This window comes from Oerskovia sp. Root918, from assembly GCF_001428945.1.
In the GTDB taxonomy this organism is placed as follows: domain Bacteria; phylum Actinomycetota; class Actinomycetes; order Actinomycetales; family Cellulomonadaceae; genus Oerskovia; species Oerskovia enterophila.
In genome coordinates this window covers 36,232-60,416 of record NZ_LMJG01000013.1, presented here as the reverse complement: position 1 = coordinate 60,416, position 24,185 = coordinate 36,232, and the positions used below count along the sequence as shown (strand labels likewise).

The 24,185-nt window shown below is 72.1% G+C and carries 21 protein-coding genes; 14 read left to right on the top strand and 7 right to left on the bottom strand.

The window, feature by feature from the left end; translation table 11 throughout:
* The first annotated feature begins 17 nt into the window (after positions 1–17).
* The 3 genes from ASE27_RS11450 (at position 18) to ASE27_RS11440 (ending at position 2,057) form a co-directional block, all read left to right on the top strand.
* Complete coding sequence (locus ASE27_RS11450; RefSeq protein ID WP_369819012.1) at positions 18–668, top strand: trimeric intracellular cation channel family protein; 651 nt, start codon at positions 18–20, stop codon at positions 666–668.
* Positions 669–671: 3 nt separating this feature from the next.
* Positions 672–1,523 (top strand): inositol monophosphatase family protein, encoded by an 852-nt coding sequence (locus ASE27_RS11445; RefSeq protein ID WP_255354717.1) that lies wholly within the window; start codon positions 672–674, stop codon positions 1,521–1,523.
* 234 nt (positions 1,524–1,757) lie between these two features.
* Positions 1,758–2,057 carry a DUF4193 domain-containing protein gene (locus ASE27_RS11440; RefSeq protein WP_056650168.1) on the top strand — a complete coding sequence of 100 codons (300 nt, stop codon included), beginning with the start codon at positions 1,758–1,760 and terminating at the stop codon, positions 2,055–2,057.
* A gap of 111 nt (positions 2,058–2,168) precedes the next feature.
* Here the strand turns inward: ASE27_RS11440 and ASE27_RS11435 are convergent, their stop codons facing one another.
* Positions 2,169–2,648, bottom strand: coding sequence for a DUF3093 domain-containing protein (locus tag ASE27_RS11435; RefSeq protein ID WP_056650165.1), 480 nt, complete (start codon positions 2,646–2,648; stop codon positions 2,169–2,171).
* An 83-nt stretch (positions 2,649–2,731) separates the two neighbouring features.
* On the opposite strand from ASE27_RS11435, the gene dut reads away from it, so the two are divergent.
* The 4 genes from dut to ASE27_RS11415 all read left to right on the top strand — a co-directional run bounded on the left by dut (position 2,732) and on the right by ASE27_RS11415 (position 5,447).
* A complete protein-coding gene (gene dut / locus ASE27_RS11430; RefSeq protein ID WP_082608914.1) occupies positions 2,732–3,235 on the top strand; it encodes a dUTP diphosphatase in 504 nt (167 codons plus the stop codon).
* A 150-nt stretch (positions 3,236–3,385) separates the two neighbouring features.
* On the top strand, positions 3,386–4,138 hold the full coding sequence (locus ASE27_RS11425; protein WP_056650162.1) for a DUF3710 domain-containing protein: 753 nt from the start codon (positions 3,386–3,388) through the stop codon (positions 4,136–4,138).
* Between the two features lie 6 nt (positions 4,139–4,144).
* Positions 4,145–4,513 (top strand): OB-fold nucleic acid binding domain-containing protein, encoded by a 369-nt coding sequence (locus ASE27_RS11420; RefSeq protein ID WP_056650157.1) that lies wholly within the window; start codon positions 4,145–4,147, stop codon positions 4,511–4,513.
* 34 nt (positions 4,514–4,547) lie between these two features.
* Positions 4,548–5,447 (top strand): DUF3159 domain-containing protein, encoded by a 900-nt coding sequence (locus tag ASE27_RS11415; RefSeq protein ID WP_082608852.1) that lies wholly within the window; start codon positions 4,548–4,550, stop codon positions 5,445–5,447.
* Between the two features lie 95 nt (positions 5,448–5,542).
* Here the strand turns inward: ASE27_RS11415 and ASE27_RS11410 are convergent, their stop codons facing one another.
* Positions 5,543–6,256, bottom strand: a complete 714-nt coding sequence (locus ASE27_RS11410) for a TrkA family potassium uptake protein (protein ID WP_056650156.1) — start codon at positions 6,254–6,256, stop codon at positions 5,543–5,545.
* Positions 6,256–6,909, bottom strand: a complete 654-nt coding sequence (locus ASE27_RS11405) for a TrkA family potassium uptake protein (protein WP_056651301.1) — start codon at positions 6,907–6,909, stop codon at positions 6,256–6,258. The genes ASE27_RS11410 and ASE27_RS11405 overlap by 1 nt, the downstream gene beginning before the upstream one ends.
* A 125-nt stretch (positions 6,910–7,034) precedes the next feature.
* Between ASE27_RS11405 and ASE27_RS11400 the strand changes: the two genes are divergently transcribed.
* The 6 genes from ASE27_RS11400 to acnA all read left to right on the top strand — a co-directional run bounded on the left by ASE27_RS11400 (position 7,035) and on the right by acnA (position 18,339).
* Complete coding sequence (locus ASE27_RS11400) at positions 7,035–9,047, top strand: APC family permease (RefSeq protein ID WP_056650153.1); 2,013 nt, start codon at positions 7,035–7,037, stop codon at positions 9,045–9,047.
* A gap of 78 nt (positions 9,048–9,125) precedes the next feature.
* On the top strand, positions 9,126–10,403 hold the full coding sequence (locus ASE27_RS11395; RefSeq protein ID WP_056650150.1) for a class I SAM-dependent RNA methyltransferase: 1,278 nt from the start codon (positions 9,126–9,128) through the stop codon (positions 10,401–10,403).
* A gap of 162 nt (positions 10,404–10,565) precedes the next feature.
* On the top strand, positions 10,566–11,699 hold the full coding sequence (locus tag ASE27_RS11390) for a glycosyltransferase family 2 protein (protein ID WP_056650147.1): 1,134 nt from the start codon (positions 10,566–10,568) through the stop codon (positions 11,697–11,699).
* Between the two features lie 133 nt (positions 11,700–11,832).
* The gene (locus ASE27_RS11385) at positions 11,833–12,849 is read left to right on the top strand and encodes a magnesium and cobalt transport protein CorA (RefSeq protein ID WP_056650144.1); all 1,017 of its coding nucleotides are present in this window, start codon (positions 11,833–11,835) and stop codon (positions 12,847–12,849) included.
* 66 nt (positions 12,850–12,915) lie between these two features.
* A complete protein-coding gene (locus ASE27_RS11380) occupies positions 12,916–15,369 on the top strand; it encodes an HAD-IC family P-type ATPase (RefSeq protein WP_235535424.1) in 2,454 nt (817 codons plus the stop codon).
* A gap of 213 nt (positions 15,370–15,582) precedes the next feature.
* Positions 15,583–18,339: an aconitate hydratase AcnA gene (acnA, locus tag ASE27_RS11375; protein WP_056650141.1), complete on the top strand. Its 2,757-nt coding sequence runs from the start codon at positions 15,583–15,585 to the stop codon at positions 18,337–18,339.
* A gap of 136 nt (positions 18,340–18,475) precedes the next feature.
* On the opposite strand, the gene ASE27_RS11370 is transcribed toward acnA, so the two are convergent.
* The 4 genes from ASE27_RS11370 to ASE27_RS11355 form a co-directional block, all read right to left on the bottom strand.
* Positions 18,476–18,922, bottom strand: a complete 447-nt coding sequence (locus ASE27_RS11370) for a DUF1801 domain-containing protein (RefSeq protein ID WP_056650137.1) — start codon at positions 18,920–18,922, stop codon at positions 18,476–18,478.
* Between the two features lie 90 nt (positions 18,923–19,012).
* Positions 19,013–19,921, bottom strand: coding sequence for an aminoglycoside phosphotransferase family protein (locus ASE27_RS11365; RefSeq protein ID WP_056650134.1), 909 nt, complete (start codon positions 19,919–19,921; stop codon positions 19,013–19,015).
* On the bottom strand, positions 19,921–20,658 hold the full coding sequence (locus ASE27_RS11360) for a CoA pyrophosphatase (protein ID WP_235535423.1): 738 nt from the start codon (positions 20,656–20,658) through the stop codon (positions 19,921–19,923). The genes ASE27_RS11365 and ASE27_RS11360 overlap by 1 nt, the downstream gene beginning before the upstream one ends.
* Positions 20,655–22,103, bottom strand: a complete 1,449-nt coding sequence (locus ASE27_RS11355; protein ID WP_056650132.1) for a GuaB1 family IMP dehydrogenase-related protein — start codon at positions 22,101–22,103, stop codon at positions 20,655–20,657. Before ASE27_RS11355 ends, ASE27_RS11360 begins: the two co-directional genes overlap by 4 nt.
* A 152-nt stretch (positions 22,104–22,255) precedes the next feature.
* Here ASE27_RS11355 and dxs point away from each other — a divergent pair, with 152 nt between their 5' ends.
* Complete coding sequence (dxs, locus tag ASE27_RS11350; RefSeq protein ID WP_056650128.1) at positions 22,256–24,163, top strand: 1-deoxy-D-xylulose-5-phosphate synthase; 1,908 nt, start codon at positions 22,256–22,258, stop codon at positions 24,161–24,163.
* Positions 24,164–24,185 lie beyond the last annotated feature (22 nt).

The window sequence follows — 24,185 nt, the reverse complement described above, 5'->3', positions numbered from 1 at the left end:
CTGGGATGATTCTCCCCGTGATCGAGTTCCCCCTGGACGACGTCCTCGAGCTGGGCGCGGTGTTCTGCGCCGCGCTGTCCGGAGGGCTGGCCGCGATCCGCAAGTCCTTCGACATCTTCGGGGTCCTGGTGCTCGCCTGGGCGACCGGGCTGGGCGGCGGGATGCTGCGCGACGTGCTCATCGGCGCCATACCCCCCGTCGGGATCTCGAGCTGGAGGCTCGTGGTCGCGGCGCTCGCGGCCGGCGTCGTCATCTACTTCTTCCACCCACGCCTCGAACGCATGCGCCGCGGCATCATCGTGCTCGACGCCGGTGCGCTCGCGCTCTTCGTCGTGGTCGGGACGACCAAGGGCCTCGACTACGGCGTCGGGATGATGGCCGCGGTCATCGTGGGGACGCTCACGGGAATCGGGGGCGGGATCCTGCGCGACCTGCTGAGCAGCGAGGCGCCGCTCATCCTCCAGGACCGCCAGCTCTACGCGGTCCCCGCGATCGTCGGGGCCTCGATCACGGCCGTGCTGTGGCACGAGGGGTGGCTCACGCTCTGGAGCCAGCTCGCGACGATCGCCCTGGTGTTCGGCTTCCGGCTGGTCTCGCTCCGGCTCGGGTGGACCGTCCCGGGGCCGTGGTCGGGTCGTCGCGGGGGTGCGGGGTCGGGCAGGATGTGAGCCGTGACCTTCTTCATCGATGACCCCCGCCTGCCCGACGACGTCACGATCGCCGCACTGCGCGCGCTCGCCGAGAGCATGGCCAGGGAGGCGGGAGCGCTCGTGCGCGAGGGCCGCCCCGAGCACGTCGAGGTGGCCGCGACCAAGTCGAGCGCGGTCGACGTCGTGACGGCCATGGACGCCGAGTCCGAGGCCCTGCTGCGCCGGATCATCGCGCGCGAGCGGCCCGACGACGCCGTCCTCGGCGAGGAGGAGGGGGCCTCCGAGGGGACGTCGGGCCTCACCTGGGTCATCGACCCGATCGACGGCACCGTCAACTACCTCTACTCGGTGGCCTCGTACGCGATCTCGGTCGCGGTCGTCGTGGGGCCCCCGGACCCCGCGCAGTGGACCGTGCTCGCTGGGGCGGTGCACTCGATCGTCGACGGCCGGACCTGGACAGCGGGGCTCGGGGCGGGCGCGACGCTCGACGGCGAGCCCGTGCGCGTCAACCCGGCGGGACCGCTCGCGACCTCGTTGGTCGGCACCGGGTTCGGGTACGACGCCGAGCGGCGCCGTCACCAGGCCGAGGTCCTGACGACGGTCCTGCCGCAGGTCCGCGACATCCGTCGGCTCGGGTCCGCGGCGATCGACCTGTGCCTGGTCGCGACCGGGAGCCTCGACCTGTACTACGAGCGCGGGCTGAACCCGTGGGACCTCGCGGCCGGGGCCCTCGTGGCCCAGGAGGCCGGAGCGCTCGTGACCGGCCTGCGGGGACGCCCGGCGGGAGCGGACATGACGGTCGCCGGACCGCCCGCCGCGGTGGACGCGCTGGTCGCGATCCTCGAGTCGGCGGGAGCCGATTCGGGCGTGTGATCCCGAGGGCGTCGCGGGGGTGACGAGGAACACCCCGCGCTGAGGGTGCGCTCGCGCAGTATTTGGTGCAGAATCCGGGGGCCACCGGGAACAATTCCGGGTGGCGGAGCATTACACCGCGTACACCAGTCAGGACGTCTCGCGAAGCGTCCTACGGAGTGCCAGTTCGACGGCCTTCGCCGGACCGAACGACCCCCATGTTCGACCACGACGTTCCGGAGTGTGACCCCACAGATGGCAACTGACTACGACGCCCCCCGCAAGAGCGAAGAGGATCTCAGCGAGGACTCGATCCAAGAGCTGCAGGCTCGTCGCTCCGACAAGAGCTCGGGCGTTGTGGACGAGGACGAGACCGAAGCAGCCGAAGGGTTCGAGCTCCCGGGCGCGGACCTGTCCGGCGAAGAGTTCTCGGTCCGTGTGCTTCCTCGGCAGGCTGACGAGTTCACCTGTTCGAGCTGCTTCCTCGTGCACCACCGCAGCCAGCTCGCGTACGAGAAGAACGGGCAGCAGATCTGCTCGGAATGCGCGGCCTGAGCGCCGAACCCTCTCACGACGAACGGCCGTCACCCCTCGGGGTGGCGGCCGTTCGCGCGTGCAGGGGGCCCCGGCGTGGGCGGCCCTGGGGTCGCCCCGGGGGCCGGTGGCTCAGGCCGACGCGGACCGCGCCGAGGCCGTGATCGCGGCGGCGAGCGCGGGGGCGTGGCGCGTGGAGACGAGCCAGTACGGCGTCGGGTCCGCCGGGTCGTCGACCTCGACACGGACGCCCGTGCGGGCCCAGGCCCGCAGGCACACGTACGCGCGCGCGTCGAGCCCCGGGCCGAGCTCGTGCGTCATCGCCTCGCGGTCCAGGACCGTGACGTCGCGCAGCAGCGAGGTGGGGATGACGGCTCGTCCGGCCCGCAGGTGGGGCGTGCCGTCAGCGCCGAGGGCCACCGACACCACGGGGGACGTCCACCAGAGAAGGCCCACGAGGACCACCAGGGCGATGCCCGCGGTGACGTAGGACAGGACGTCGTCCACGGGCCACAGGGCGATGCCCAGGATGACGGCGAAGGCGAGGGCGGCGGACCAGCCGCCGGGTCCGGGCAGGAGGCGTTCGCGGTAGGCGGCGTCAGGCTGAGGCATGAGTTCATCATCCCAGGTCCGCGACGTGCCCCGTGGCGATGTTCGCCGCCCCGCCCGTCGAGCACTAGGCTCTGCGGGTGCCCATCGAAGAACCTGCGCCCTCGCGCGTGCCCGTGCCCTCGTCCGCCCGCCCGGGCGACGTCGAGGTGCTCGTCCAGCTGCTCGACGACGTCGCGGCGGTCCCGTCGTACGCCCACCCGGGCGATGCCGGGGCGGACCTCGTGACGACCGTGGACGTGGTGATCGCGCCGCAGGGCCGGGCGACCGTGCCCACGGGGCTCGCGATCGCGCTCCCGGACGGGTACGCGGCGTTCGTGCACCCGCGCTCGGGCCTCGCGGCTCGGCACGGCCTGACGATCGTCAACGCGCCCGGGACGGTCGACGCGGGGTACCGCGGTGAGATCAAGGTGATCCTGCACAACACCGACGCGTCGGAGCCGGTCGTCCTGCACCGCGGCGACCGCATCGCGCAGCTCGTGATCCAGAAGGTCGAGCACGCGCGCTTCCTCCTGGCGGAGAGGCTGCCCGGGTCGCACCGGGGCGAGGGCGGGTTCGGCTCGAGCGGCGGGTGGGCCACCGGGCGGTGAGCCCGGGTGCCCGCCGTGTTCGCTCGTGGCCGAGGACGGTCACGGGAGCGGCGCGGCAGTCTAGTGTGGTGGGGACGGGGATCGGTGCAGGCCGTCCCGTACGAGTCGTTGTCGATGGTCGACGCGGCGAAGAGCTGAAGGAGAGCTTCCGTGGGTTTGTTCCGGCGTAGTGCGTCGCAGCAGTCGAGCGACGAGGCGGTCGTCGCCGAGGGCTCCGAGTCCGTGGAGGCTCCGGCGGGTGCGGACGAGACCTCGGCACCCGTGGCCCCGGCCGCGGGCACCCGTGGCCCGTTCGACTCCTCGCAGGTCAGCGAACTCGGTGCCCGTGCTGACCTCGGGGCCATCTGGCTCCCGGGTGTCCCGGGCATGGAGCTGCGCATGGAGGTCGACAAGAAGACCCAGAAGATCACGGGGGCCGCCGCGGCCGTCAACGGCTCGGCGCTGCAGGTCCAGGCGTTCGCCGCCCCCAAGACCATGGGCATCTGGGACGAGATCCGCGAGGAGATCGCCGAGTCCGTGACCCAGCAGGGCGGGACGGTCGACGACATCCCCGGTCCGTTCGGTCGCGAGCTGCTCGCGAAGCTCCCGGTCACGGGCCCGGACGGCCAGCGCGGCTTCCGTGCTGCCCGGTTCGTGGGCGTCGACGGTCCGCGCTGGTTCCTGCGCGGGGTCCTCACGGGCAAGGCCGCCGTGGACCCGGAGGCGGCACGCCTGCTCGAGTCGGTCTTCGCCAACATCGTCGTGGTCCGCGACAACAACGCCCGGCCGCCGCGCGACCTGCTGGCCATGCACCTGCCCGGTCAGGCGCCGCGTCCCGCGGCCGCCGCCCCCGACGGCGCGGCCCCGTCGCTCCCGGCCTTCGACCCGCTCACGCGCGGGCCCGAGATCACCGAGAGGCGCTGACCCGAGATGTCGCTGCGTCAGGCGCTGCACGCGGTGCTGGCCTCCCAGGAGGAGATCGCCGCGGACGAGGAACGTCACGAGGCGTCCCGGCAGACGGGGTGCTCGGCGGTCGCGGACCTCGCGAACCGCAAGCGGGCCCACGTCTCGGGGGTCCTGCGCTCGGTGATCCTGCGGCCCCGTGAGGGTGTGCCGACGGTCGAGGCCGAGCTGTACGACGGCTCGGGCTCGCTCGACCTGGTCTGGCTCGGTCGTCGGCGCATCGCCGGGATCGAGCCGGGACGCCGCGTCCGTGTCGAGGGCCTGGTCTGCGAGATGGCGGGTCGGCGCACCATGTTCAACCCCCGCTACGAGCTGCGCCCTCGCGCCGGCGAGTGAGCCCGTGACCCACCCCGCAGGCGAGAGAGACGACATGACGCACGAGCACCCTGCCGCCCCCGAGCCGCTCGCCCGGGAGGTGGAGGAGGTCGCCGACGCGATCGACGACGTCGTGCCCCCGGACGAGGGCGCCGCACGGGGGGTGCGCGCCCTGACGGGTGAGTCGTTCTCGCTCGCCGACTCGATCGGCGGGGTGCGCGGGCTCGTGGAGTCCATGGCCCCGGGGCTCGTGTTCGTGGTCGTGTTCATCGTCACGGGCAACACGCTCCAGCCCGCGCTCATCGCGTCGGTCGCGGTGGCGCTCGTGGCCGTGGCGGCGCGGCTGGTCCAGCGCACGCCCATCACGCAGGCCTTCGGAGGGTTCCTGGGGGTCGCGATCGGCGTCCTGTGGGCCTGGAAGTCGGGCGAGGCCCAGAACTACTACGCCGCAGGACTGCTGACGAACGCGGCGTACCTGGTCGCGATGGCGGTCTCGGTGCTGGTGCGCTGGCCCGTGGTCGGGCTCGTCGTCGAGGCGCTGCGCAGCGGGTGGACGGACGGGGACAAGGTCAAGGCCGCGGTCGCGTCGAGCGACGAGCCCGACGCCGGAGCGACCTCCGCAGCACCCGTCGCGGCGGGCGAGGCGCAGGTCCCGCGCGAGGGCGACGAGCCCGCCCCGGGGGCCTTCACGGCGTGGGCCCGTCGCTGGCGCGGGGACGCGGATCTCATGCGTCGCTACGCGCTCGCGACGTGGCTCTGGGTCGGCATGTTCGCGCTGCGGCTTGCCGTGCAGGTCCCGCTGTTCATGGCGGGCGAGGACGCGGTCGCCTGGCTCGGCACGGCCCGGCTCGTCATGGGCATCCCGTTGTGGGCGCTGACGCTCTGGGTGACCTGGCTGCTGGTCCGTCGCCCGCGGGTCGCGGACGAGGGGCCTGCTGCCCCTGCGTCGGCCTGAGCCGAGCTGCTGCAGCGCCTCGCGAGCCGGTCCGCGCACCTGGCCCGAGTCGACCCACGCCCGGGCGGACCGGGGCGCGGGTCGGCGACCCGTGGTCAGACGGGCAGGCCCGTGGTCTCGTCGACGATGCCGGTGCTGCCGTCGTCGGTCGGGTCGACCAGCACCTTGAGGAGCGCAGCCTCGTCGACGTCCCGACCCGTCACGATGAGCAGCTCGTCGCCCACCTCGAGGGTGTCGTCGATGCTCGGCGTGATCGGCTGGGTCCCGCGCACGATCGCCGCGAGGACCGTGTCCTGGGGCCACGCGACCTGACCGACCCGGGTGCCGATGAGCGGTGAGTCCGGGGGCAGCGTGAGCTCGAGGATGTCCGCGCCCGACTGGTGGAACGTGAAGATCCGCACCAGGTCGCCGACCGCGACGGCCTCCTCGACCATCGAGGTCATGATGCGCGGGGTCGACACGGCGACGTCCACGCCCCACGACTCGTCGAACATCCACTCGTTCTTGGGGTTGTTGACGCGGGCGACCGTGCGCGGCACGCCGAACTCGGTCTTGGCGAGCAGCGAGACGACGAGGTTGACCTTGTCGTCTCCCGTGGCGGCGACGATCACGTCGCACTCGTCGACCTTGGCCTCCGACAGGGTCGAGAGCTCGCACGCGTCCGCGAGGAGCCAGTCCGCGTCGGCCACCTGCGCGACCCGCATCGCCGCGGGTTGCTTGTCGATGATGGTGACCTCGTGGTCATGGCTGAGCAGCTCGCGGGCGATCGAGCGCCCGACAGAGCCTGCTCCGACGACGACGACGCGCATCAGTTCTCCTTGAGTGAGGGGGCGTGCGTGAGGACGCGCTCGACCGTGGGGGCGTCCGCGCTGCGCATGAGGACGTGCAGCACGTCGTTCTCCTGCAGGACGGTGCTGGGGGTCGCCAGGACCCCCTCGCCGAACCGGCCGAGGAACGCGACCCGCGCGCCGGTCGCCGACTCGATGGTCCCGACCGCGTGGCCCACCCAGCCCGGGTGGAAGTCGGTCTGCGCGAGGCGGACCTGGCCCGAGGGGTCGCGGTACTCGTCGGTCGCGCCGAGCGGGAGCATGCGGCGCAGGACCTGGTCCGAGGTCCAGCGGACGGTCGCGACCGTCGGGATCCCGAGGCGCTGGTAGATCTCCGCACGGTGAGGGTCGTAGATGCGGGCCACGACGTTGTCGACGCCGTACGTCTCGCGCACCACGCGCGCGGCGAGGATGTTCGAGTTGTCGCCGTCGGAGACCGCGGCGAACGCGTAGGCGTCCTCGATGCCCGCCTGGACGAGCGTGTCCCGGTCGAACCCGAGGCCCGTGACCTTCTTGCCGGAGAACTCCGCGGACAGCCGTCGGAAGGCGTCGGGGTTCTGGTCGACCACGGCCACCGAGTGGCCGCGGTTCTCGAGAGACTGGGCGAGGGTGGCGCCGACACGGCCACATCCCATGATCACGAAGTGCACGAGCGAAACGCTACCGCGACGGCGTCACGTCCACGTACAGGAGCCGGGCGACGAGACCGGTCGGGCCGTGGAGGGGTCAAGGGCCCCCAGAGGGCCTAGCATGGGCCAACGTGTCGGATATCGCTGATGCCGCCAAACGATTGCTGCTCGGACGTCCCGTCCGCAGCGACGACCTGGGGCACACCCTGCTACCGAAGCGCATCGCGCTCCCGGTCTTCGCCTCGGACGCGCTCTCGTCCGTCGCGTACGCCCCGGACGAGATCCTGCTGACCCTCTCGATCGCCGGCCTGGCGGCCACGACCATCTCCCCGTGGGTGGGGCTGGCGGTCGTCGTCGTCCTGCTGACCGTGGTGGCGTCGTACCGCCAGAACGTGCACGCCTACCCCTCGGGCGGCGGCGACTACGAGGTCGCCACCGTCAACCTGGGGCCGACCGCGGGCGTCGGCGTCGCGTCGGCGCTCATGGTCGACTACGTCCTGACGGTGGCCGTCTCGATCTCCTCGGGCGCGCAGTACGCCGCGGCTGCGCTGCCGTTCCTGCGAGGCCACGAGGCGGCGTTCGCGATCACCCTGGTCGTGCTGCTGACCCTGGTCAACCTGCGCGGGGTCAAGGAGTCGGGCTCGTTCTTCGCGATCCCCGTGTACCTGTTCATGTTCGCGATCGGGATGACGGCCGTCGTGGGGTTCGTCCGGTACGCCACGGGCACCCTGCCCATGGCCGAGAGCTCGACCTACGAGCTCGTCGCGGAGAGCCATTTCGACCAGGGGCTCACCGGGCTCGCGGGAGCGTTCCTCGTGGCGCGCGCCTTCGCGTCGGGCTGTGCCGCCCTCACGGGCGTCGAGGCGATCAGCAACGGTGTGCCGGCGTTCAAGAAGCCCAAGTCGCGCAACGCGGCCACGACGCTCGCCCTGCTCGGGTCGATCTCGGCCTTCATGATCATGGCGATCCTCTTCCTCGCCCAGAAGACCGGCGTGCACTTCGCGGAGAACCCGCCCGAGCAGCTCACGATCAACGGTCAGCCCGTGCCCGACGACTTCGTGCAGGACCCGGTCATCGGTCAGCTCGCCCAGGCGGTGTTCCAGGGTGTCCCGATCGCGTTCTACCTCGTGGCCGCCGTCACGGGCCTCATCCTGGTCTTCGCGGCCAACACGGCGTTCAACGGCTTCCCGGTGCTGGCCTCGATCCTGGCCAAGGACGGCTACCTGCCGCGCCAGCTCCACACGCGCGGCGACCGCCTCGCGTTCTCGAACGGCATCGTGACCCTCGCGGTCGCGGCGATCGCACTCATCTGGGCGTTCGACGCCCAGGTCACGCGACTGATCCAGCTCTACATCGTGGGCGTGTTCGTGTCCTTCACGCTGTCCCAGCTCGGGATGATCAAGCACTGGACCCGCGAGCTGCGCACCACCCCGGACCCGCGCTTCCGCACCAAGATGAAGCGCTCGCGCGTCGTCAACACGATCGGGTTCGGCATGACCGGGACCGTCCTGGTCATCGTGCTGCTCACCAAGTTCACGCACGGTGCCTGGATCGCCATCCTCGCGATGGCCTTCGTGTTCGTGCTCATGCGGGCGATCCGCAAGCACTACGACTCGGTGCGCGACGAGCTCACCCTGGGTGAGGACCCCGCGGCCGCGCGCGCGCTGCCGAGCCGGGTCCATGCGCTCGTCCTGGTCTCCAAGCTGCACAAGCCCACCATGCGGGCCCTGGCCTACGCCCGCGCCTCGCGGCCCTCGGTGCTCGAGGCCGTGACGGTCGGCGTCGACGCGGACGAGGTCGCCGAGTTCACCGCGGAGTGGGAAGCGCTCGACATCCCGGTCCCGCTGCGCGTCCTGGACTCGCCGTTCCGTGAGATCACCCGACCGATCCTGTCCTACGTGCGCTCGATCCACCGCGAGAGCCCGCGCGACCTGGTCGTGGTCTACATCCCCGAGTACGTCGTGGGGCACTGGTGGGAGCACCTCCTGCACAACCAGAGCGCGCTGCGCCTCAAGGGGCGGCTCCTGTTCACCCCGGGCGTGGTCGTGGCCTCGGTGCCGTGGCAGCTCTCCTCGACCAAGGGGCAGACGGGCCTCGAGAAGGAAGGCTTCGCGGCGCAGAAGCGGATCAACCGCCGCTACTGAGCCGGACGTGTGCGGCCCCACGTGACGTCGGGCATCGGATCGGGGACGAAGTCCGTCCGCGTCCGGGATACTAGGGGGGTGTCTGAAACCCTGAACTCCACTCCCACCGCCCCTGAGTCTCAACCTCTGGTCGAGCTCGAGGTCGGGCCGGTCGCGCACGGTGGCCACTGCGTCGCGAGGCTCGACGGGCGGGTCGTCTTCGTCCGGCACGCGTTGCCGGGGGAGCGGGTGCTCGCTCGTCTGACCGAGGAGGGCGACACTGCGAAGTTCTGGCGGGCCGACGCGATCGAGATCCTCGAGCCCTCGCCGGACCGCGTTCCCGCGGCCTGGCCCGCGGCCGGTGCCGGCGGCGCGGGCGGCGGCGAGCTCTCGCACGTCTCCCTGCCCGCGCAGCGTCGCTGGAAGGCCGCAGTCCTCCAGGAGCAGCTCAAGCGGCTGGCCGGCCTTGACCTTCAGGTAGAGGTTGAGGGTGCGCCGGGCGACGACGAGCGCGGTGGCCTCGGCTACCGCACGCGGATCGACCTCGTCGCGGACGACAAGGGCCGTGCCGGCATGCGCGTCTTCCGCTCGCACGACGTCGTCCCCCTCGACGAGATGCCGCTCGCGACCCCGGAGGTCGCGGCGCTCGCCGAGGCCGAGGAGGTCTTCACCCGACGCTGGCGTCCGGGCACCCGGCTCGAGCTCGTCGCCCCTGCCGGCGGCACCGACCCGATCCTGCTCGTCGACGGGGTCGTGTGGCACTCGGGTCACATCGACCGCCGTCCCCACGCGCGCCGCGCCGTGACCGAGACCGTCACGGTCGCCGGCACCGAGCACACCTTCCGCGTCGCGGCCGACGGATTCTGGCAGGTCCACCGCGAGGCGCCCGCGCTGCTCGCGGAGGCCGTGCTGGCCGCCGCAGGTCCGCTCGAGGAGGCGACCGTCGTCGACCTGTACTCGGGGGCCGGGCTCTTCACGCTCCCGCTCGCCGACGCCGTCGGCGAGACCGGGCGCGTCGTCGCGATCGAGGGCGACGAGCGTGCCGTCAAGGACGCGCGGCGCAACGCGTTCGAGAAGCCCCAGGTCGAGCTGCACCACGGCCCGGTCGAGAAGGTGCTGGCGGCCAAGGACCACGCGGCGCCCACGGCCGACGTCGTGGTGCTCGACCCGCCGCGGACCGGCGCGGGCCGCAAGGTCGTCGACGCGGTCGCAGCGCTCCAGGCCCCGCGCGTCGTGTACGTCGCGTGCGACCCTGCCGCGCTCGCACGGGACATCGCGTACTTCGCGAAGCACGGCTACACGGTCGAGTCCGTCACGGGCTACGACCTGTTCCCGCACACCCACCACGTCGAGGCGATCGCGGTCCTGACGCGCTGACCCGTCCCGGGCAGGCCGCACAGGGCCGTACAGGCACGGCCCAGGTCCGCCCGGGACGCTGGTCTCGCAGCAGACGGTTCACCTGTCGCCCGGAGAGGATCCGGGTGACGATGGACTGATGTGCCGGGAGCCCCCGGCGATGGGCGGAGCGGAAGAGGGCGCATGCAGGTCACCGTGGTCGTGCCGACGTTCAACGAGGGACCGAACGTCGAGGAGCTCGTGGGGCGTCTCGCTGCCGCGGTCGAGGGGATCGACGCGGAGGTGCTGTTCGTCGACGACTCGACCGACGACACGCCAGCGGTCGTCGCGCGCGTGGCCGGGTCGTCGAGCTTGCCGGTCCGGCTGCTCCACCGCGACGAGCCCGTCGGCGGTCTGAGCGGCGCGGTCGTCGAGGGGCTGGGAGAGGCCCACGGGGAGTGGGTCGTGGTCATGGACGGCGATCTGCAGCACCCGCCGGAGATGGTGCCGGTCCTGCTCGAGACCGCGGCTTCCACGGGGGCCGACATCGTCGTCGCGTCGCGGTACGTGGGCGGGGGCGACGCGGGCGGCCTCGACGGGCGGTGGCGGCACCTGGTCTCGTCGGCGTCCTCGCTGCTCGCACGCTCGATGTTCCCGGTGCGGCTGCGCAACGTGACCGATCCCATGACGGGCTTCTTCGCCGTCCGCACGGCCGCGATCGACGTCGCGGCACTGCGCCCGCGGGGGTTCAAGATCCTGCTGGAGATCCTGGCCCGCAACAAGGTCGAGGTCGTCGAGGAGCCGTTCGTGTTCGGGGAGCGGTTCGCGGGGGAGTCCAAGGCGACGTTCGCGAACGGTCTGCGCTACCTCCAGCAGCTCACCGCGCTGCGGTTCGGGCGGATGTCGACGTTCGCGCTCGTCGGGGCGTTCGGCGCCGTGATGAACCTGGCGATCATGTGGGGCCTCGAGCAGCTCGGGGTGCACTACATGCCCGCGGCGGTGGTCTCGGCGGCCGTCACGATCGTGACGAACTTCCTGCTGCTCGAGCACTTCGTCTTCCACGACCTGCGCGACGAGGGGCGCAACGTGTGGAAGCGTGCGGCGCAGTCGTTCACGTTCAACGGCATCGAGGCCGCGGTGCGTCTGCCGTTCCTGCACTGGCTCGTGGTGCTCACGGGCATGCCACCGGTCCTCGCGCAGGCGCTGACCCTGGTCGTCGCGTTCCTCCTGCGCTTCGTCTTCCACGCCCAGGTCGTCTACCGGCCCCGCAAGAGCGAGCCCGAGCCCGTCGTCCCGCTCACGGGGGAGAAGGCGGCCCCCGCGGCCGACGAGGACTGAGCGCGCCGCTCCGTCCGGCGTCCCAGGGAGCGTCGTCCGCCGGTGGGACCGTCCGCGCGGGCCAGGCCCGGGCTGCCATGATGGTCGCCGTGGCCGGCTCCCCGGGCGCGACGACCGGAGGAGGGCCACCAGCATGGGCATCGTCGACAACGCGGTCTACGTCGACGGGCGGCGCACGGCCAACCCGTCGAGCCTCGACGAGACGTTCGAGACCATGCGCGAGCGGCACGGGCTCGCGTGGGTCGGTCTGTACCGGCCGAGCGAGGCCGAGATCCGCGCGGTCGCCGAGGAGCTCTCGCTGCACCACCTCGCGGTCGACGACGCGATCGCGGCCCACCAGCGCCCCAAGCTCGAGCGCTACGACGACAACCTCTTCGTGGTCCTGCGCCCGGCCCGCTACCTGGACGCCGAGGAGCGCGTCGAGTTCGGCGAGCTGCACGTCTTCGTGGGCCCCGACTTCGTCGTCACGGTCCGGCACGCCGAGTCGCCGGACGTGGGGGCGGTGCGCCGCCGGCTCGAGTCCACGCCCGAGCTCCTGCGGCTCGGTCCCGAGGCCATCCTCTACGCGGTGCTCGACCAGGTCGTCGACGAGTACGCCCCCGTGGTCGCGGGGCTGCAGAACGACATCGACGAGATCGAGGACCAGCTCTTCAGCGGGGACCCGGCCGTCTCGCGGCGCATCTACGAGCTCTCGCGCGAGGTCATCGCCTTCCAGCGGGCCACCCATCCCGTCGTGGGCATCCTTCAGTCGCTCGAGCGCGGCTCGGAGAAGTACGGCGTCGACATCGAGCTCCAGCGCAACCTGCGCGACGTGCTCGACCACTCGCTGCGCCTCGCCGAGCAGGCCGACTCCTTCCGGGTCCTCCTGCAGAACGCGCTCATGGTCCAGGCCACGCTCGTGGCCCAGCACCAGAACGAGGAGATGCGACGGCTGTCGGAGACGAGCCTCGCCCAGGGCGAGGAGGTCAAGAAGATCTCGTCCTGGGCGGCGATCCTCTTCGCGCCCACGCTCGTCGGCACGATCTACGGCATGAACTTCGAGCGCATGCCCGAGCTCGGCTGGGGCCTCGGCTACCCGGCGGCCGTCGCGGCGATGGTCGCCATGGGGTTCGCGCTCTACCTGATCTTCAAGCGTCACAAGTGGCTGTGACCGGCCACCGCGGCTCGGGTCCTGCTCCGACAGGGCAGAACTGCTGCTGACGGGCACAATCGACAGGTGAGCACCTCTGCCGACGACGGCGCCCCCGCGACCGGACCCGACCGCCCGCCGGGCGCCGCGTCGTCGGGCACCGTGACCGCCGGGCACCGCGGGCTGAGCGCCCAGGAGGTGGCCGCGCGTGTCGAGGCCGGGCAGACCAACCGGACCTCGCAGGCGACCTCGCGCTCGCTCAGCGCGATCCTGCGGTCCAACGTGTTCACGCTCTTCAACCTGATCCTCGCGATCGCCGTGACCCTCGTGCTCCTCACGGGCCAGTGGCCCGACGCGGTGTTCGGGTTCGTCGTGGTCATCAACGCGGGGATCGGGATCGTGACCGAGTACCGCGCCAAGCGGACCCTCGACCGGCTCTCGATCCTCACCGCCCCCTCGGCCCGCGTCGTGCGCGACGGGACCGAGCAGGAGGTCGCGCTCGACGGGGTGGTGCTCGACGACGTGCTGCTCGTGAGCATCGGCGACCAGGTGCCGGCCGACGCCCAGGTGCTCGAGGTCACGGGGCTCGAGGTCGACGAGTCCATGCTCACGGGCGAGTCGCGCCCCGTGCACAAGGCCGTCGGCGACGAGGTGCTCTCGGGCTCGTCCGTGGTCGCCGGGCACGCGGTGTGCCGCGTGGTCCGCGTGGGCGAGGCCGGGTACGCCCAGCGCATCACGGCCGAGGCCAAGAAGTTCTCGGTCGTGCGCTCGGAGCTGCGTGAGGGGGTCAACAAGATCCTCAGGGTCGTCTCGATCGGGATCGTGCCCATCTCGCTCCTGCTGTTCTGGAGCCAGCTCTACTACACGGGCGGCGTGCGCGAGTCGATCGCGGACGGGACGTGGCGCGACGGCGTCGTCGCGGCCGTGGCGGGCGTCGTCGGGATGATCCCCGAGGGGCTCGTCCTGCTGACCTCGCTCAACTTCGCGATCGCCGCGATGCTGCTCGCGCGCCAGAAGGTCCTGGTCCAGGAGCTGCCCGCGGTCGAGATCCTGGCGCGCGTCGACGTGCTGTGCCTCGACAAGACGGGCACCATCACCGACGGGCACGTGGCCCTGACCGAGCTGCGCGCGCTCGAGCAGGTCGAGGGAGCCCGGGAGGCGCTCGCGGCCGTCGCAGCCGACCCCGAGGGCAACGCGACGTCGCAGGCTCTCGCCGAGGGGCTCGCGGACGTCGAGGCCACAGCCGTGCGCGAGTCGGTCCCGTTCTCCTCGGCCCGCAAGTGGAGCGCGCTGCGCACCGACGCGGGCGCGTTCGTGCTGGGTGCCCCCGAGATCCTGCTCGCGGGGCGGGCGGACGCCCCGGCGACCACGGCGCTCGCGGAGGTCCGCGAGGCAGCGGACACGGGCGCGCGCGTGGTCCTGCTCGCGCACGCCCCGACGGGCCTCCCGACGACCGAGGCGCCCCTCCCGGAGGACCTCGTGCCCGCGCTGCTCGCGGTGCTGGGCGAACGTATCCGCCCCGACGCGGCCCAGACTCTCGAGTACTTCCGCCGCCAGGGTGTCCGGGCCAAGGTCATCTCGGGCGACAACCCCGACACGGTCGCGGCGATCGCGACCAAGGTCGCCCTGCACGGCGAGGGCGAGCGGGTCGAGGGCTTCGACGCGCGCCGGCTCCCCGACGACCCGGCCGAGCTCGCCGAGGTCGTCGACGCGCACGACGTCTACGGGCGCGTGACGCCCGAGCAGAAGCGCGCGATCGTGCACGCGCTCCAGTCGCGCGGACACGTGGTCGGCATGACGGGCGACGGCGTCAACGACGCCCTGGCGCTCAAGGACGCGGACCTCGGGATCGCGATGGGCAACGGCGCCCCGGCGACCAAGGCCGTCGCGCGGGTCGTACTCGTCGACGGGCGGTTCGCGACGCTGCCCGGGGTCCTGGGCCAGGGGCGCCGGGTCATGGCCAACATGGAGCGGGTCGCGAGCCTGTTCCTCGCGAAGACGACGTACGCGGCGATCCTCGCGGTGGCCGTGGTGCTGCTCGTGTGGCCGTACCCGTTCCTGCCGCGCCACATGACCCTCGCGGGCTCTCTCACGATCGGCATCCCGGCGTTCTTCCTCGCGCTGCCGCCCAACAACCGGCGCTACCTCGCGGGCTTCCTGCGCCGGGTGCTGAGCTTCGCGATCCCCGCGGGGGTCGTGATCGGGGCCGTGATCCTGCTCGTGTACGGGTACCTGCGGCCGCTCGTGGGCACGGGCGACGCCCGGTCGGCCTCGACGCTCGTGCTGATCGGGGTCTCGCTGTGGGTCGTGGGTATCCAGGCGCGGCCGCTCAACGGGTGGAAGCTCCTCCTGATCGCCGCGCTCGCGGCGTGCGCGGCGCTCGCCGTGGCGGTCCCGTGGGTCCGTGACTTCTTCGCGCTCCAGGTCCCGACGGCGCAGGAGGCCGTGGTCATCACCGTCGCGGTGCTCGTGGGCTGGGTCGCGATCGAGGCCGTGTACCGGTTCTTCGTCCCGTGGCTCCTGCGGTGGCACCGCGCGTGAATATCTTGACGTCAAGATAAATGCGGTATGCTGTGTGTCGGCGGCATTTCGGTGCGTCGCCCGGCCCGGCGTACGCTGGGCAAAGCCCCCAGAACCATCTTGATCGTCATCCGACGACCTGCCACGTCGGGCGTGCGACGTGGGCCACAGAGCCCGCGCGGTGCCCCAGGCGAGGTGGTCGTCACCCACCCTCGCCAGGTAGAAGGAGCAACCGTGAGCAGCGTCGACACGTTCGGGTCGAAGGGAACACTGGAGGTCGGTGAGAACTCGTACGAGATCTTCCGCCTCTCCGCGGTAGAAGGCGCTGAGCGCCTCCCGTACAGCTTGAAGATCCTCGCCGAGAACCTCCTGCGCACCGAGGACGGCGCGAACATCACCGCGGACCACGTGCGGGCGATCGCCGCCTGGGACCCGGACGCGCAGCCCGACACCGAGATCCAGTTCACGCCGGGTCGCGTCATCATGCAGGACTTCACGGGCGTGCCCTGCGTCGTGGACCTCGCGACCATGCGTGAGGCCGTCGCGGACCTCGGTGGCGACCCGTCGCGCATCAACCCGCTGGCTCCCGCCGAGATGGTCATCGACCACTCGGTGCAGATCGACGTCGCGGGTCGCCGCGACGCGTTCGAGCGCAACGTCGAGTTCGAGTACCAGCGCAACCACGAGCGCTACCAGTTCCTGCGCTGGGGCCAGACGGCGTTCGACGACTTCAAGGTCGTCCCCCCGGGCACCGGCATCGTCCACCAGGTCAACATCGAGTTCTTGGCGCGCACCATCATGACGCGCGAGGTCGGCGGTGTGCTCCGTGCATACCCCGACACGTGCGTCGGCACCGACTCCCACACGACCATGGTCAACGGCCTGGGCGTGCTCGGCTGGGGCGTGGGCGGCATCGAGGCCGAGGCAGCGATGCTCGGCCAGCCCGTCTCGATGCTCATCCCGCGCGTCGTCGGCTTCAAGCTCAGCGGCCAGATCCCCTCGGGCGTCACGGCGACCGACGTCGTCCTCACGATCACGCAGATGCTGCGCCAGCACGGCGTGGTCGGCAAGTTCGTCGAGTTCTACGGCGCCGGTGTCGCGGCCGTGCCGCTGGCCAACCGCGCCACGATCGGCAACATGAGCCCCGAGTTCGGCTCGACCGCCGCGATCTTCCCGATCGACTCGGTCACGGTCGACTACCTGCGCCTGACGGGCCGTTCCGAGGAGCAGCTCGCGCTCGTCGAGGCCTACGCCAAGGAGCAGGGCCTCTGGCTCGACCCGACCGACCCGAGCTACGTCGAGCCGGTCTTCTCCGAGTACCTCGAGCTCGACCTCTCGACGGTCGTCCCCTCGATCGCCGGCCCCAAGCGTCCCCAGGACCGCATCGAGCTGTCGAACGCCAAGTCCGCGTTCGCCCGCGACCTGCCGACCTACGCCCCCGAGGTCGTCGACATGGTCGACGAGGCCGAGAAGGAGTCCTTCCCGGCCTCCGACTCGCCCGCCATCCACGCCAACGGCCGCCGGACCGTCCCGGTCACGGACACCAACGGCAAGCAGTTCGACCTGTTCCACGGCGCGGTCGCGATCGCCTCGATCACGTCGTGCACCAACACGTCGAACCCGTCGGTGATGCTCGCCGCGGCGCTGCTCGCGAAGAAGGCCGTCGAGAAGGGCCTGGAGGCCAAGCCGTGGGTCAAGACCTCCATGGCACCGGGCTCGCAGGTCGTCACGAACTACTACGAGAAGGCGGGCCTGTGGCCCTACCTCGAGAAGCTCGGCTTCCACCTCGTGGGCTACGGCTGCGCGACCTGCATCGGAAACTCGGGCCCGCTCGACGAGAAGGTCTCCGAGGCCGTCAACGAGCACGACCTGTCGGTCGTCTCGGTGCTCTCGGGCAACCGCAACTTCGAGGGTCGCATCAACCCCGACGTCAAGATGAACTACCTGGCCTCCCCGCCGCTGGTCATCGCGTACGCCCTCGCGGGCACCATGGAGTTCGACTTCGAGCACGACCCGCTGGGCCGCAACGAGGACGGCTCGCCGATCTTCCTGCGCGACATCTGGCCCACGCCGGAAGAGGTCCAGGCGACGATCGACTCCTCGATCGACCGCGCGATGTTCACCAAGGACTACGCGGACGTCTTCACAGGTGACGAGCGCTGGCGCGCACTGTCGACCCCCGAGGGCAACACGTTCGAGTGGGACGAGCAGTCCACCTACGTCCGCAAGCCCCCTTACTTCGAGGGCATGTCGGCGCAGCCGTCGCCGGTCACCGACATCTCGGGTGCCCGCGTGCTGGCGAAGCTGGGTGACTCGGTCACGACCGACCACATCAGCCCTGCCGGGTCCATCAAGGCGGACTCGCCGGCCGGTGTGTACCTGGCCGAGCACGGCGTCGAGCGTCGCGACTTCAACTCCTACGGCTCGCGCCGCGGGAACCACGAGGTCATGATCCGCGGCACGTTCGCGAACATCCGTCTGCGCAACCAGCTCCTCGACAACGTCGAGGGCGGCTTCACGTTCAACTTCGTGAAGAACGCTCAGGACACCATCTACGACGCCGCGCAGGACTACGCCGCGGCCGGCACGCCGCTCGTGATCCTCGGCGGCAAGGAGTACGGCTCCGGCTCGTCGCGTGACTGGGCCGCCAAGGGCACCGCGCTCCTGGGCGTCAAGGCCGTCATCACCGAGAGCTTCGAGCGCATCCACCGCTCGAACCTGATCGGCATGGGCGTCCTGCCGCTGCAGTTCCCGGCCGGGGAGTCCGCAGGGTCCCTGGGCCTGGACGGCACCGAGACGTTCGACGTCTCGGGTGTCACGGCGCTCAACGAGGGCACGACGCCGTCGACGGTCAAGGTCACCGCGACCAAGGCCGACGGCACCTCGGTCGAGTTCGACGCGGTCGTCCGCATCGACACCCCCGGAGAGGCCGACTACTACCGCAACGGCGGCATCCTGCAGTACGTGCTGCGCTCGCTCGTCAACGACTGACGAGCGTCGGCCGCGGTGGGCGGCGTCGTCGGGCCCGGGATCTCCCGGATGCCCGACGGCGCCGCGCACCCCGCCCAGGACGCACGACGACGGGGCGTCCCACCTTCGGGTGGGGCACCCCGTCGTCGTCCTCCGGTCAGGACGAGGAGTCGCGTGCCCGCTGGGTGAACGTGCCCGCCGTGACGGCCGCGTAGGAGCGGCGCACGATCTCCTCCAGGACGTCGAGTTCGTTGGTCTGCAGGTCCTTGAGGTACACGCACACGAGTCCGGTGGTGTGCGGCCCGAGGCGCGCGAGCAGGTCCTCGTGGGCCCCCGTCCCGTCGGGCAGGTAGACCGTGGACGCGGCCTTGCGTGGGGAGAAGCCGGCCGCCCCCGCGTCGCCCTGGCGCCCGCTCGCGTACTCGTAGTGGTAGTGGCCGAACCCGATGATCGACGGACCCCACATCACGGGCGGCTCGCCCGTGACGCGCTGCATGAGCGCGATCAGCGTGTCCGCGTCGCGGCGGCGGACCGTGTGGGTGACGGTCGCGAGGAAGGCGTCCACGTCGCCGTCGTGCGGGCGGGTTTTGTTGTCCGTGGCCATGTGCCAGTATCGCCCGTCGCGTGCCTGCGTGCCCCTGCGCGGCCCGTCCGCCGCACACCGTACGTCGGCAGGGCGCCGTCCGCGAGCGGCTCAGTCGTCGCCGAGCACCTGCGCGAGCGTGTGCGCGCCCAGGTCGGCGAACGCCGGGTCGTCGTCCGAGTGGGCCGCGAACGCGGTGCCGAGGACGAGCGCCCAGCCCCTCGCCCGGGCCCACGTCGCGTCGTCGGTCCCGCAACGGGCCGTGACAGCCTCGCGGAACGTGCGGCGTCCCACGGCGTCGAACGTCATCCAGGCGGTCGCGAGGTCCGTCGCCGGGTCGCCGCTCGTCATGTCCCCGAAGTCGACCACGGCCCCCAGGCGGTGGTCGCCGGGTGTGAGCACCAGGTTCGCCGGGTGCAGGTCGCCGTGCAGCCACAGCGCCGGCCCGTCCCACGCGGGGACCTCGACGAGGCGTGACCACAGGTCGAGGAGCGCTCCGTCGTCGGGCACCTGGCCCGACGCGAGGCGGTCCCGGACCGACTCGTCGCGCGCAGCCAGGGGGCCGCCGCGGAACGGGTTCGCGGGCGCCCGGCGCGGGGCGGGGACGTGCAGGGCCACGAGGAACGCGGCGAGTTCGGGAGCGAGTGCGCGGCGCAGCGCGGGGTCGACCGCGAGGGCGCTCAGCCCGTCGAACCACGGGACGACGCTCCACGACCAGGGGAAGGAGGGGCCCGCAGACCCGTCGGAGGGAAGCCCGACCCGCACGGGAGCGGGGACCGGTACCGGAAGGTGCGGTGCGAGCACCGGGAGCCACTCCTGCTCGTGGCGCACGAGCGCGGCCGCGAGGTCGCGGCGCGGGACCCGCACCGCGAGCTCGTCGCCCAGGCGCAGCACCACGTTGTCCCAGCCGTTCGCGACGACCTCCAGGGGCAGGCCGGCCAGGTCGGGGTGCTGGGCGGTGAGCAGGGCGCGCACGAGGTCGGCCGTGACGTCGACCTCCGCGGCGGGCCGCAACGCCACTAGACCGGCACCTCGACCGTGCGCGCCGCGTCCCACGGCTCGGCCCAGCCCAGCCGGTCCAGGAGCGCGTCGAGGATCGCGCCCGTGAACCCCCACACGAGGTGCTCGCGCCCGTCCGCGGACACCAGGAAGGCAGGGCTCTTGTGCGTGCTGCGACCCCGGCGCACGACGGCGGTGCGCCTGTTCGCGGGGTCCGTCAGGTCCGCGACGGGCACCCGGAAGACGTGTGCCGACTCGGCCGAGTCGACGACCGCGACCGGTGTGGGCCGCGCCCACCACCCGATCACGGGGGTCACGAGGTGGTTGCTCACGGGCAGGGGGAGCGGGGAGAGCGCGCCCAGGACCTCGACGCCGTCGCGGTCCAGCCCCGTCTCCTCGACGGCCTCGCGCAGGGCCGCGTCGACCAGGTCCGTGTCCGAGTCGTCGAGCCGTCCCCCGGGGAACGAGACCTGGCCCGGGTGGTGGCTGAGCGTCGAGGCGCGGGCGAGCAGGAGAACGTCGAGATCGGCGGGCACGGGGGAGGCGGGCGCGTCGTCCGTCGTGTCCTGCCCGGACGTGTCACGAGCGGCCAGGACGTCGTCGAGCACGCCGAACAGGACCAGGACCGCGGCCTGCCGCACGCGCGACTCGTCGAGCGTCCCGATCGCGTAGCGCCACGGGCGGGGCCACGGCGAGCCGTCCTGGGCGAGGGCCGCGAGCCCGGCGCGCGCCGAGCCCGCGGTCGGCGGGACCGTCACCAGCCCGCGGGCAGCGGGCGCCCCTCCTCGTACCCGGCCGCGGACTGGATGCCGACCACGGCCCGCTCGGCGAACTCGGTGAGCGAGGCCGCCCCCGCGTACGTGCACGAGCTGCGCAGGCCCGCGGTGATCTCGTCGATCAGGTCCTCGACGCCCGGGCGGGCCGGGTCGAGGTACATGCGGGACGACGAGATGCCCTCCTCGTACAGGCCCTTGCGCGCCTGCTCGAACGGGGACCCGCCCGCGCCACGGGCCGCGACCGCGCGGGCCGAGGCCATGCCGAACGACTCCTTGTAGAGGCGGCCCGTGCCGTCGTCGTGCAGGTCGCCCGGGGACTCGTGCGTCCCGGCGAACCACGAGCCGATCATGACCTGGGACGCGCCCGCCGCGAGGGCGAGGGCGACGTCGCGCGGGTGGCGCACGCCGCCGTCGGCCCACACGTGCTTGCCCAGCTCGCGGGCCGCGGCCGCGCACTCGAGGACGGCAGAGAACTGGGGACGGCCCACGGCCGTCATCATGCGCGTGGTGCACATGGCGCCCGGCCCGACGCCGACCTTGACGATGTCCGCTCCCGCGGCCACGAGGTCGCGCACGCCCTCGGCCGTCACGACGTTGCCCGCGACGATCGGGACCTGCGGGTCCAGGGACCGCACGGCCTCCAGGGCCTGGATCATCTTGACCTGGTGACCGTGGGCCGTGTCGACGACGAGCACGTCCACGCCCGCGGCGAGGAGCTCGGCGGCCTTGGCCTTGACGTCGCCGTTGATGCCCACGGCCGCCGCGATGCGCAGGCGCCCCTGGGCGTCCAGGGCGGGGGAGTAGACGCTCGAGCGCAGCGCGCCGCGACGCGTCAGGACGCCCACGAGGCGCCCGTCGCGCACGACCGGGGCGACCTTGCGCCGCGAGCGGTGCAGCTCGTCGAACGCGGCCTGCAGACCGCCGGGACCCGACACGACCGACGCGTCGACGGTCTGCGGCTGGGCCGACATGACCTGTTGGACCTGCGTGAAGCGGTCGACGCCCAGGCAGTCCGCCTCGGTCACGACCCCCACGGGGCGGTCGCCGTCGAGGACCACGGCCGCGCCGTGCGACCGCTTGCCGATCAGGGTCAGCGCGGTGTGCACGGTGTCGGTGGGGGAGACCACGACCGGGGTCTCGATGACCGGGTCCTTGCCCTTGACGTCGGCGACCACGTCCGCGACGACGTCGGTGGGTACGTCCTGCGGGATCACGACGATCCCGCCGCGCCGCGCGACGGTCTCGGCCATGCGGCGGCCCGCGACCGCCGTCATGTTGGCCACGACGAGCGGGATGGTGGTGCCCGTGCCGTCGTCGGACGCGAGGTCGACGTCGAAGCGCGAGGTGATCTCGGAGCGGGACGGGACGAGGAACACGTCGCCGTAGGTCAGGTCGGTGGTGGGCTGCTGGCCCGGCAGGAAGCGCACCCCAGCAGTCTACGGAGGCTGTCGAGAGAGCGAGCGCGGATCGGGTGCCCGGTCCGTGCAGAGGTCGTGATCGGGCCTCTCCGGGCGCGAGCACCCGTCCGGACGGCCTAGAGTTGTCGGGCTAGTCGAATGGCAGGCGGAACGGAGCGGTTATGACCCTGTTGAGCAGCATCACGTCACCGGAGGACCTCCGGCGGCTGACCCCCCAGCAGGTGGAGACCCTCGCCGCGGAGATCCGCGAGTTCCTCGTCTCCGCCGTGTCCCGCACGGGCGGGCACCTCGGACCGAACCTCGGTGTGGTCGAGCTGACGCTCGCGATGCACCGCGTCTTCGACTCGCCCAAGGACTCGTTCGTGTTCGACACGGGCCACCAGGCCTACGTGCACAAGCTGCTCACGGGCCGCCAGGACTTCTCCGCGCTGCGCAAGCGCGACGGCATGTCCGGGTACCCGAGCCGCGCCGAGTCCCCGCACGACATCGTCGAGAACTCGCACGCGTCGACCGCGCTGAGCTGGGGCGACGGGATCGCCAAGGCCAACGTCGTGCGCGGCCTGCGGGACCGGCACGTCGTCTCGGTCATCGGCGACGGCGCTCTCACGGGCGGCATGGCCTGGGAGGCGCTCAACAACATCGCCGAGAGCCAGGACCGGCGCCTGGTGATCGTCGTCAACGACAACGGCCGCTCCTACTCGCCGACCATCGGCGGCATGGCGCACCACCTGTCGACGCTGCGCACCACGCGCGGCTACGAGAACTTCCTCGACTGGGGCAAGCGCACGCTCTCGCGCTCGGGCGCCCCCGGCCGGTTCGCGTACGAGTGGCTGCACGGGCTCAAGAAGGGCCTCAAGGACGTCGTCGCACCCCAGGGCATGTTCGAGGACCTGGGCATCAAGTACGTCGGCCCCGTCGACGGCCACGACATCGAGGCGCTCGAGCACGCGTTCGTGCGGGCCCGCTCGTACGGGGCCCCCGTGATCGTGCACGTCATCACCGAGAAGGGTCGCGGGTACACCCCGGCCGAGCAGGACGTCGCCGACCGCTTCCACGCGGTGGGCCAGATCCACCCCGAGACCGGGCTGCCCGTCGCGCCCTCGCGCTTCGGCTGGACCTCGGTGTTCGCCGACGAGATCGTCACGATCGGCCGGCGCCGTACCGACGTCGTCGCGATCACCGCGGCCATGCTGCACCCCGTGGGCCTCGCACCCTTCGCCGAGGCGTTCCCCGAGCGCACGTTCGACGTGGGCATCGCCGAGCAGCACGCCGCGACGTCCGCGGCGGGCATGGCCTTCGCGGGCCTGCACCCGGTCGTCGCGGTCTACGCGACGTTCCTCAACCGTGCGTTCGACCAGGTCCTCATGGACGTGGCGCTGCACAAGGCGGGCGTGACGTTCGTGCTCGACCGTGCGGGGATCACGGGCGAGGACGGCGCGAGCCACAACGGCATGTGGGACATGGCCATGCTGCGCATCGTCCCGGGCCTGCACCTGGCGGCCCCGCGCGACGAGGCCACTCTGCGCGAGGCCCTGCGGCACGCGGTCGACATCGACGACGCGCCCTCGGTCGTGCGCTACCCCAAGGGCGCGGTCGTCGCGCCGATCCCCGCGATCGAGACGCTCGACGGCGTCGACGTGGTCGCCCGCCACGACGCGGTGCCGGCCAAGAAGACCAAGGCTGCGGCCGGCGCGACCCGCAAGGTCCTGCTCGTGGGCGTCGGTTCCATGACCGGTACCGCGATGGCCGCGGGCGAGGCGCTCGCGGCCCACGGCGTCGAGGTCACGGTCGCGTCCCCGACCTGGGTCCTGCCGCTGCCGTCGGCGCTCGTCAAGCTCGCGGGCGAGCACGACCTGGTGGTCACGATCGAGGACGGCATCGCCGACGGCGGCGTGGGCTCGCTCCTGGGCCAGCGCGCGGTCGAGGCCGGGATCACGGTCCCCGTGGTCCCGCTGGGCCTGCCCACGGTCTTCCTGGACCACATGACGATCGACCAGGTGAGGACGACGCACCGCCTGACGGCGCAGGACGTCACGCGGGACGCGCTCACGGCGCTCGCGCTGCTCTGACACAGCGGGTCGAGGCGCAGGA

What these genes read in the sequence shown, in the direction of transcription:
- ASE27_RS11440 (WP_056650168.1), top strand. Translation starts at nt 1,758, where the DNA reads ATGGCAACTGACTACGACGCCCCCCGCAAGAGCGAAGAGGATCTCAGC.
- ASE27_RS11435 (WP_056650165.1), bottom strand. Translation starts at nt 2,648, where the DNA reads ATGCCTCAGCCTGACGCCGCCTACCGCGAACGCCTCCTGCCCGGACCC.
- ASE27_RS11420 (WP_056650157.1), top strand. Translation starts at nt 4,145, where the DNA reads ATGTCGCTGCGTCAGGCGCTGCACGCGGTGCTGGCCTCCCAGGAGGAG.
- ASE27_RS11415 (WP_082608852.1), top strand. Translation starts at nt 4,548, where the DNA reads ATGACGCACGAGCACCCTGCCGCCCCCGAGCCGCTCGCCCGGGAGGTG.
- ASE27_RS11410 (WP_056650156.1), bottom strand. Translation starts at nt 6,256, where the DNA reads ATGCGCGTCGTCGTCGTCGGAGCAGGCTCTGTCGGGCGCTCGATCGCC.
- ASE27_RS11405 (WP_056651301.1), bottom strand. Translation starts at nt 6,909, where the DNA reads ATGGGATGTGGCCGTGTCGGCGCCACCCTCGCCCAGTCTCTCGAGAAC.
- ASE27_RS11390 (WP_056650147.1), top strand. Translation starts at nt 10,566, where the DNA reads ATGCAGGTCACCGTGGTCGTGCCGACGTTCAACGAGGGACCGAACGTC.
- ASE27_RS11385 (WP_056650144.1), top strand. Translation starts at nt 11,833, where the DNA reads ATGGGCATCGTCGACAACGCGGTCTACGTCGACGGGCGGCGCACGGCC.
- ASE27_RS11370 (WP_056650137.1), bottom strand. Translation starts at nt 18,922, where the DNA reads ATGGCCACGGACAACAAAACCCGCCCGCACGACGGCGACGTGGACGCC.
- dxs (WP_056650128.1), top strand. Translation starts at nt 22,256, where the DNA reads ATGACCCTGTTGAGCAGCATCACGTCACCGGAGGACCTCCGGCGGCTG.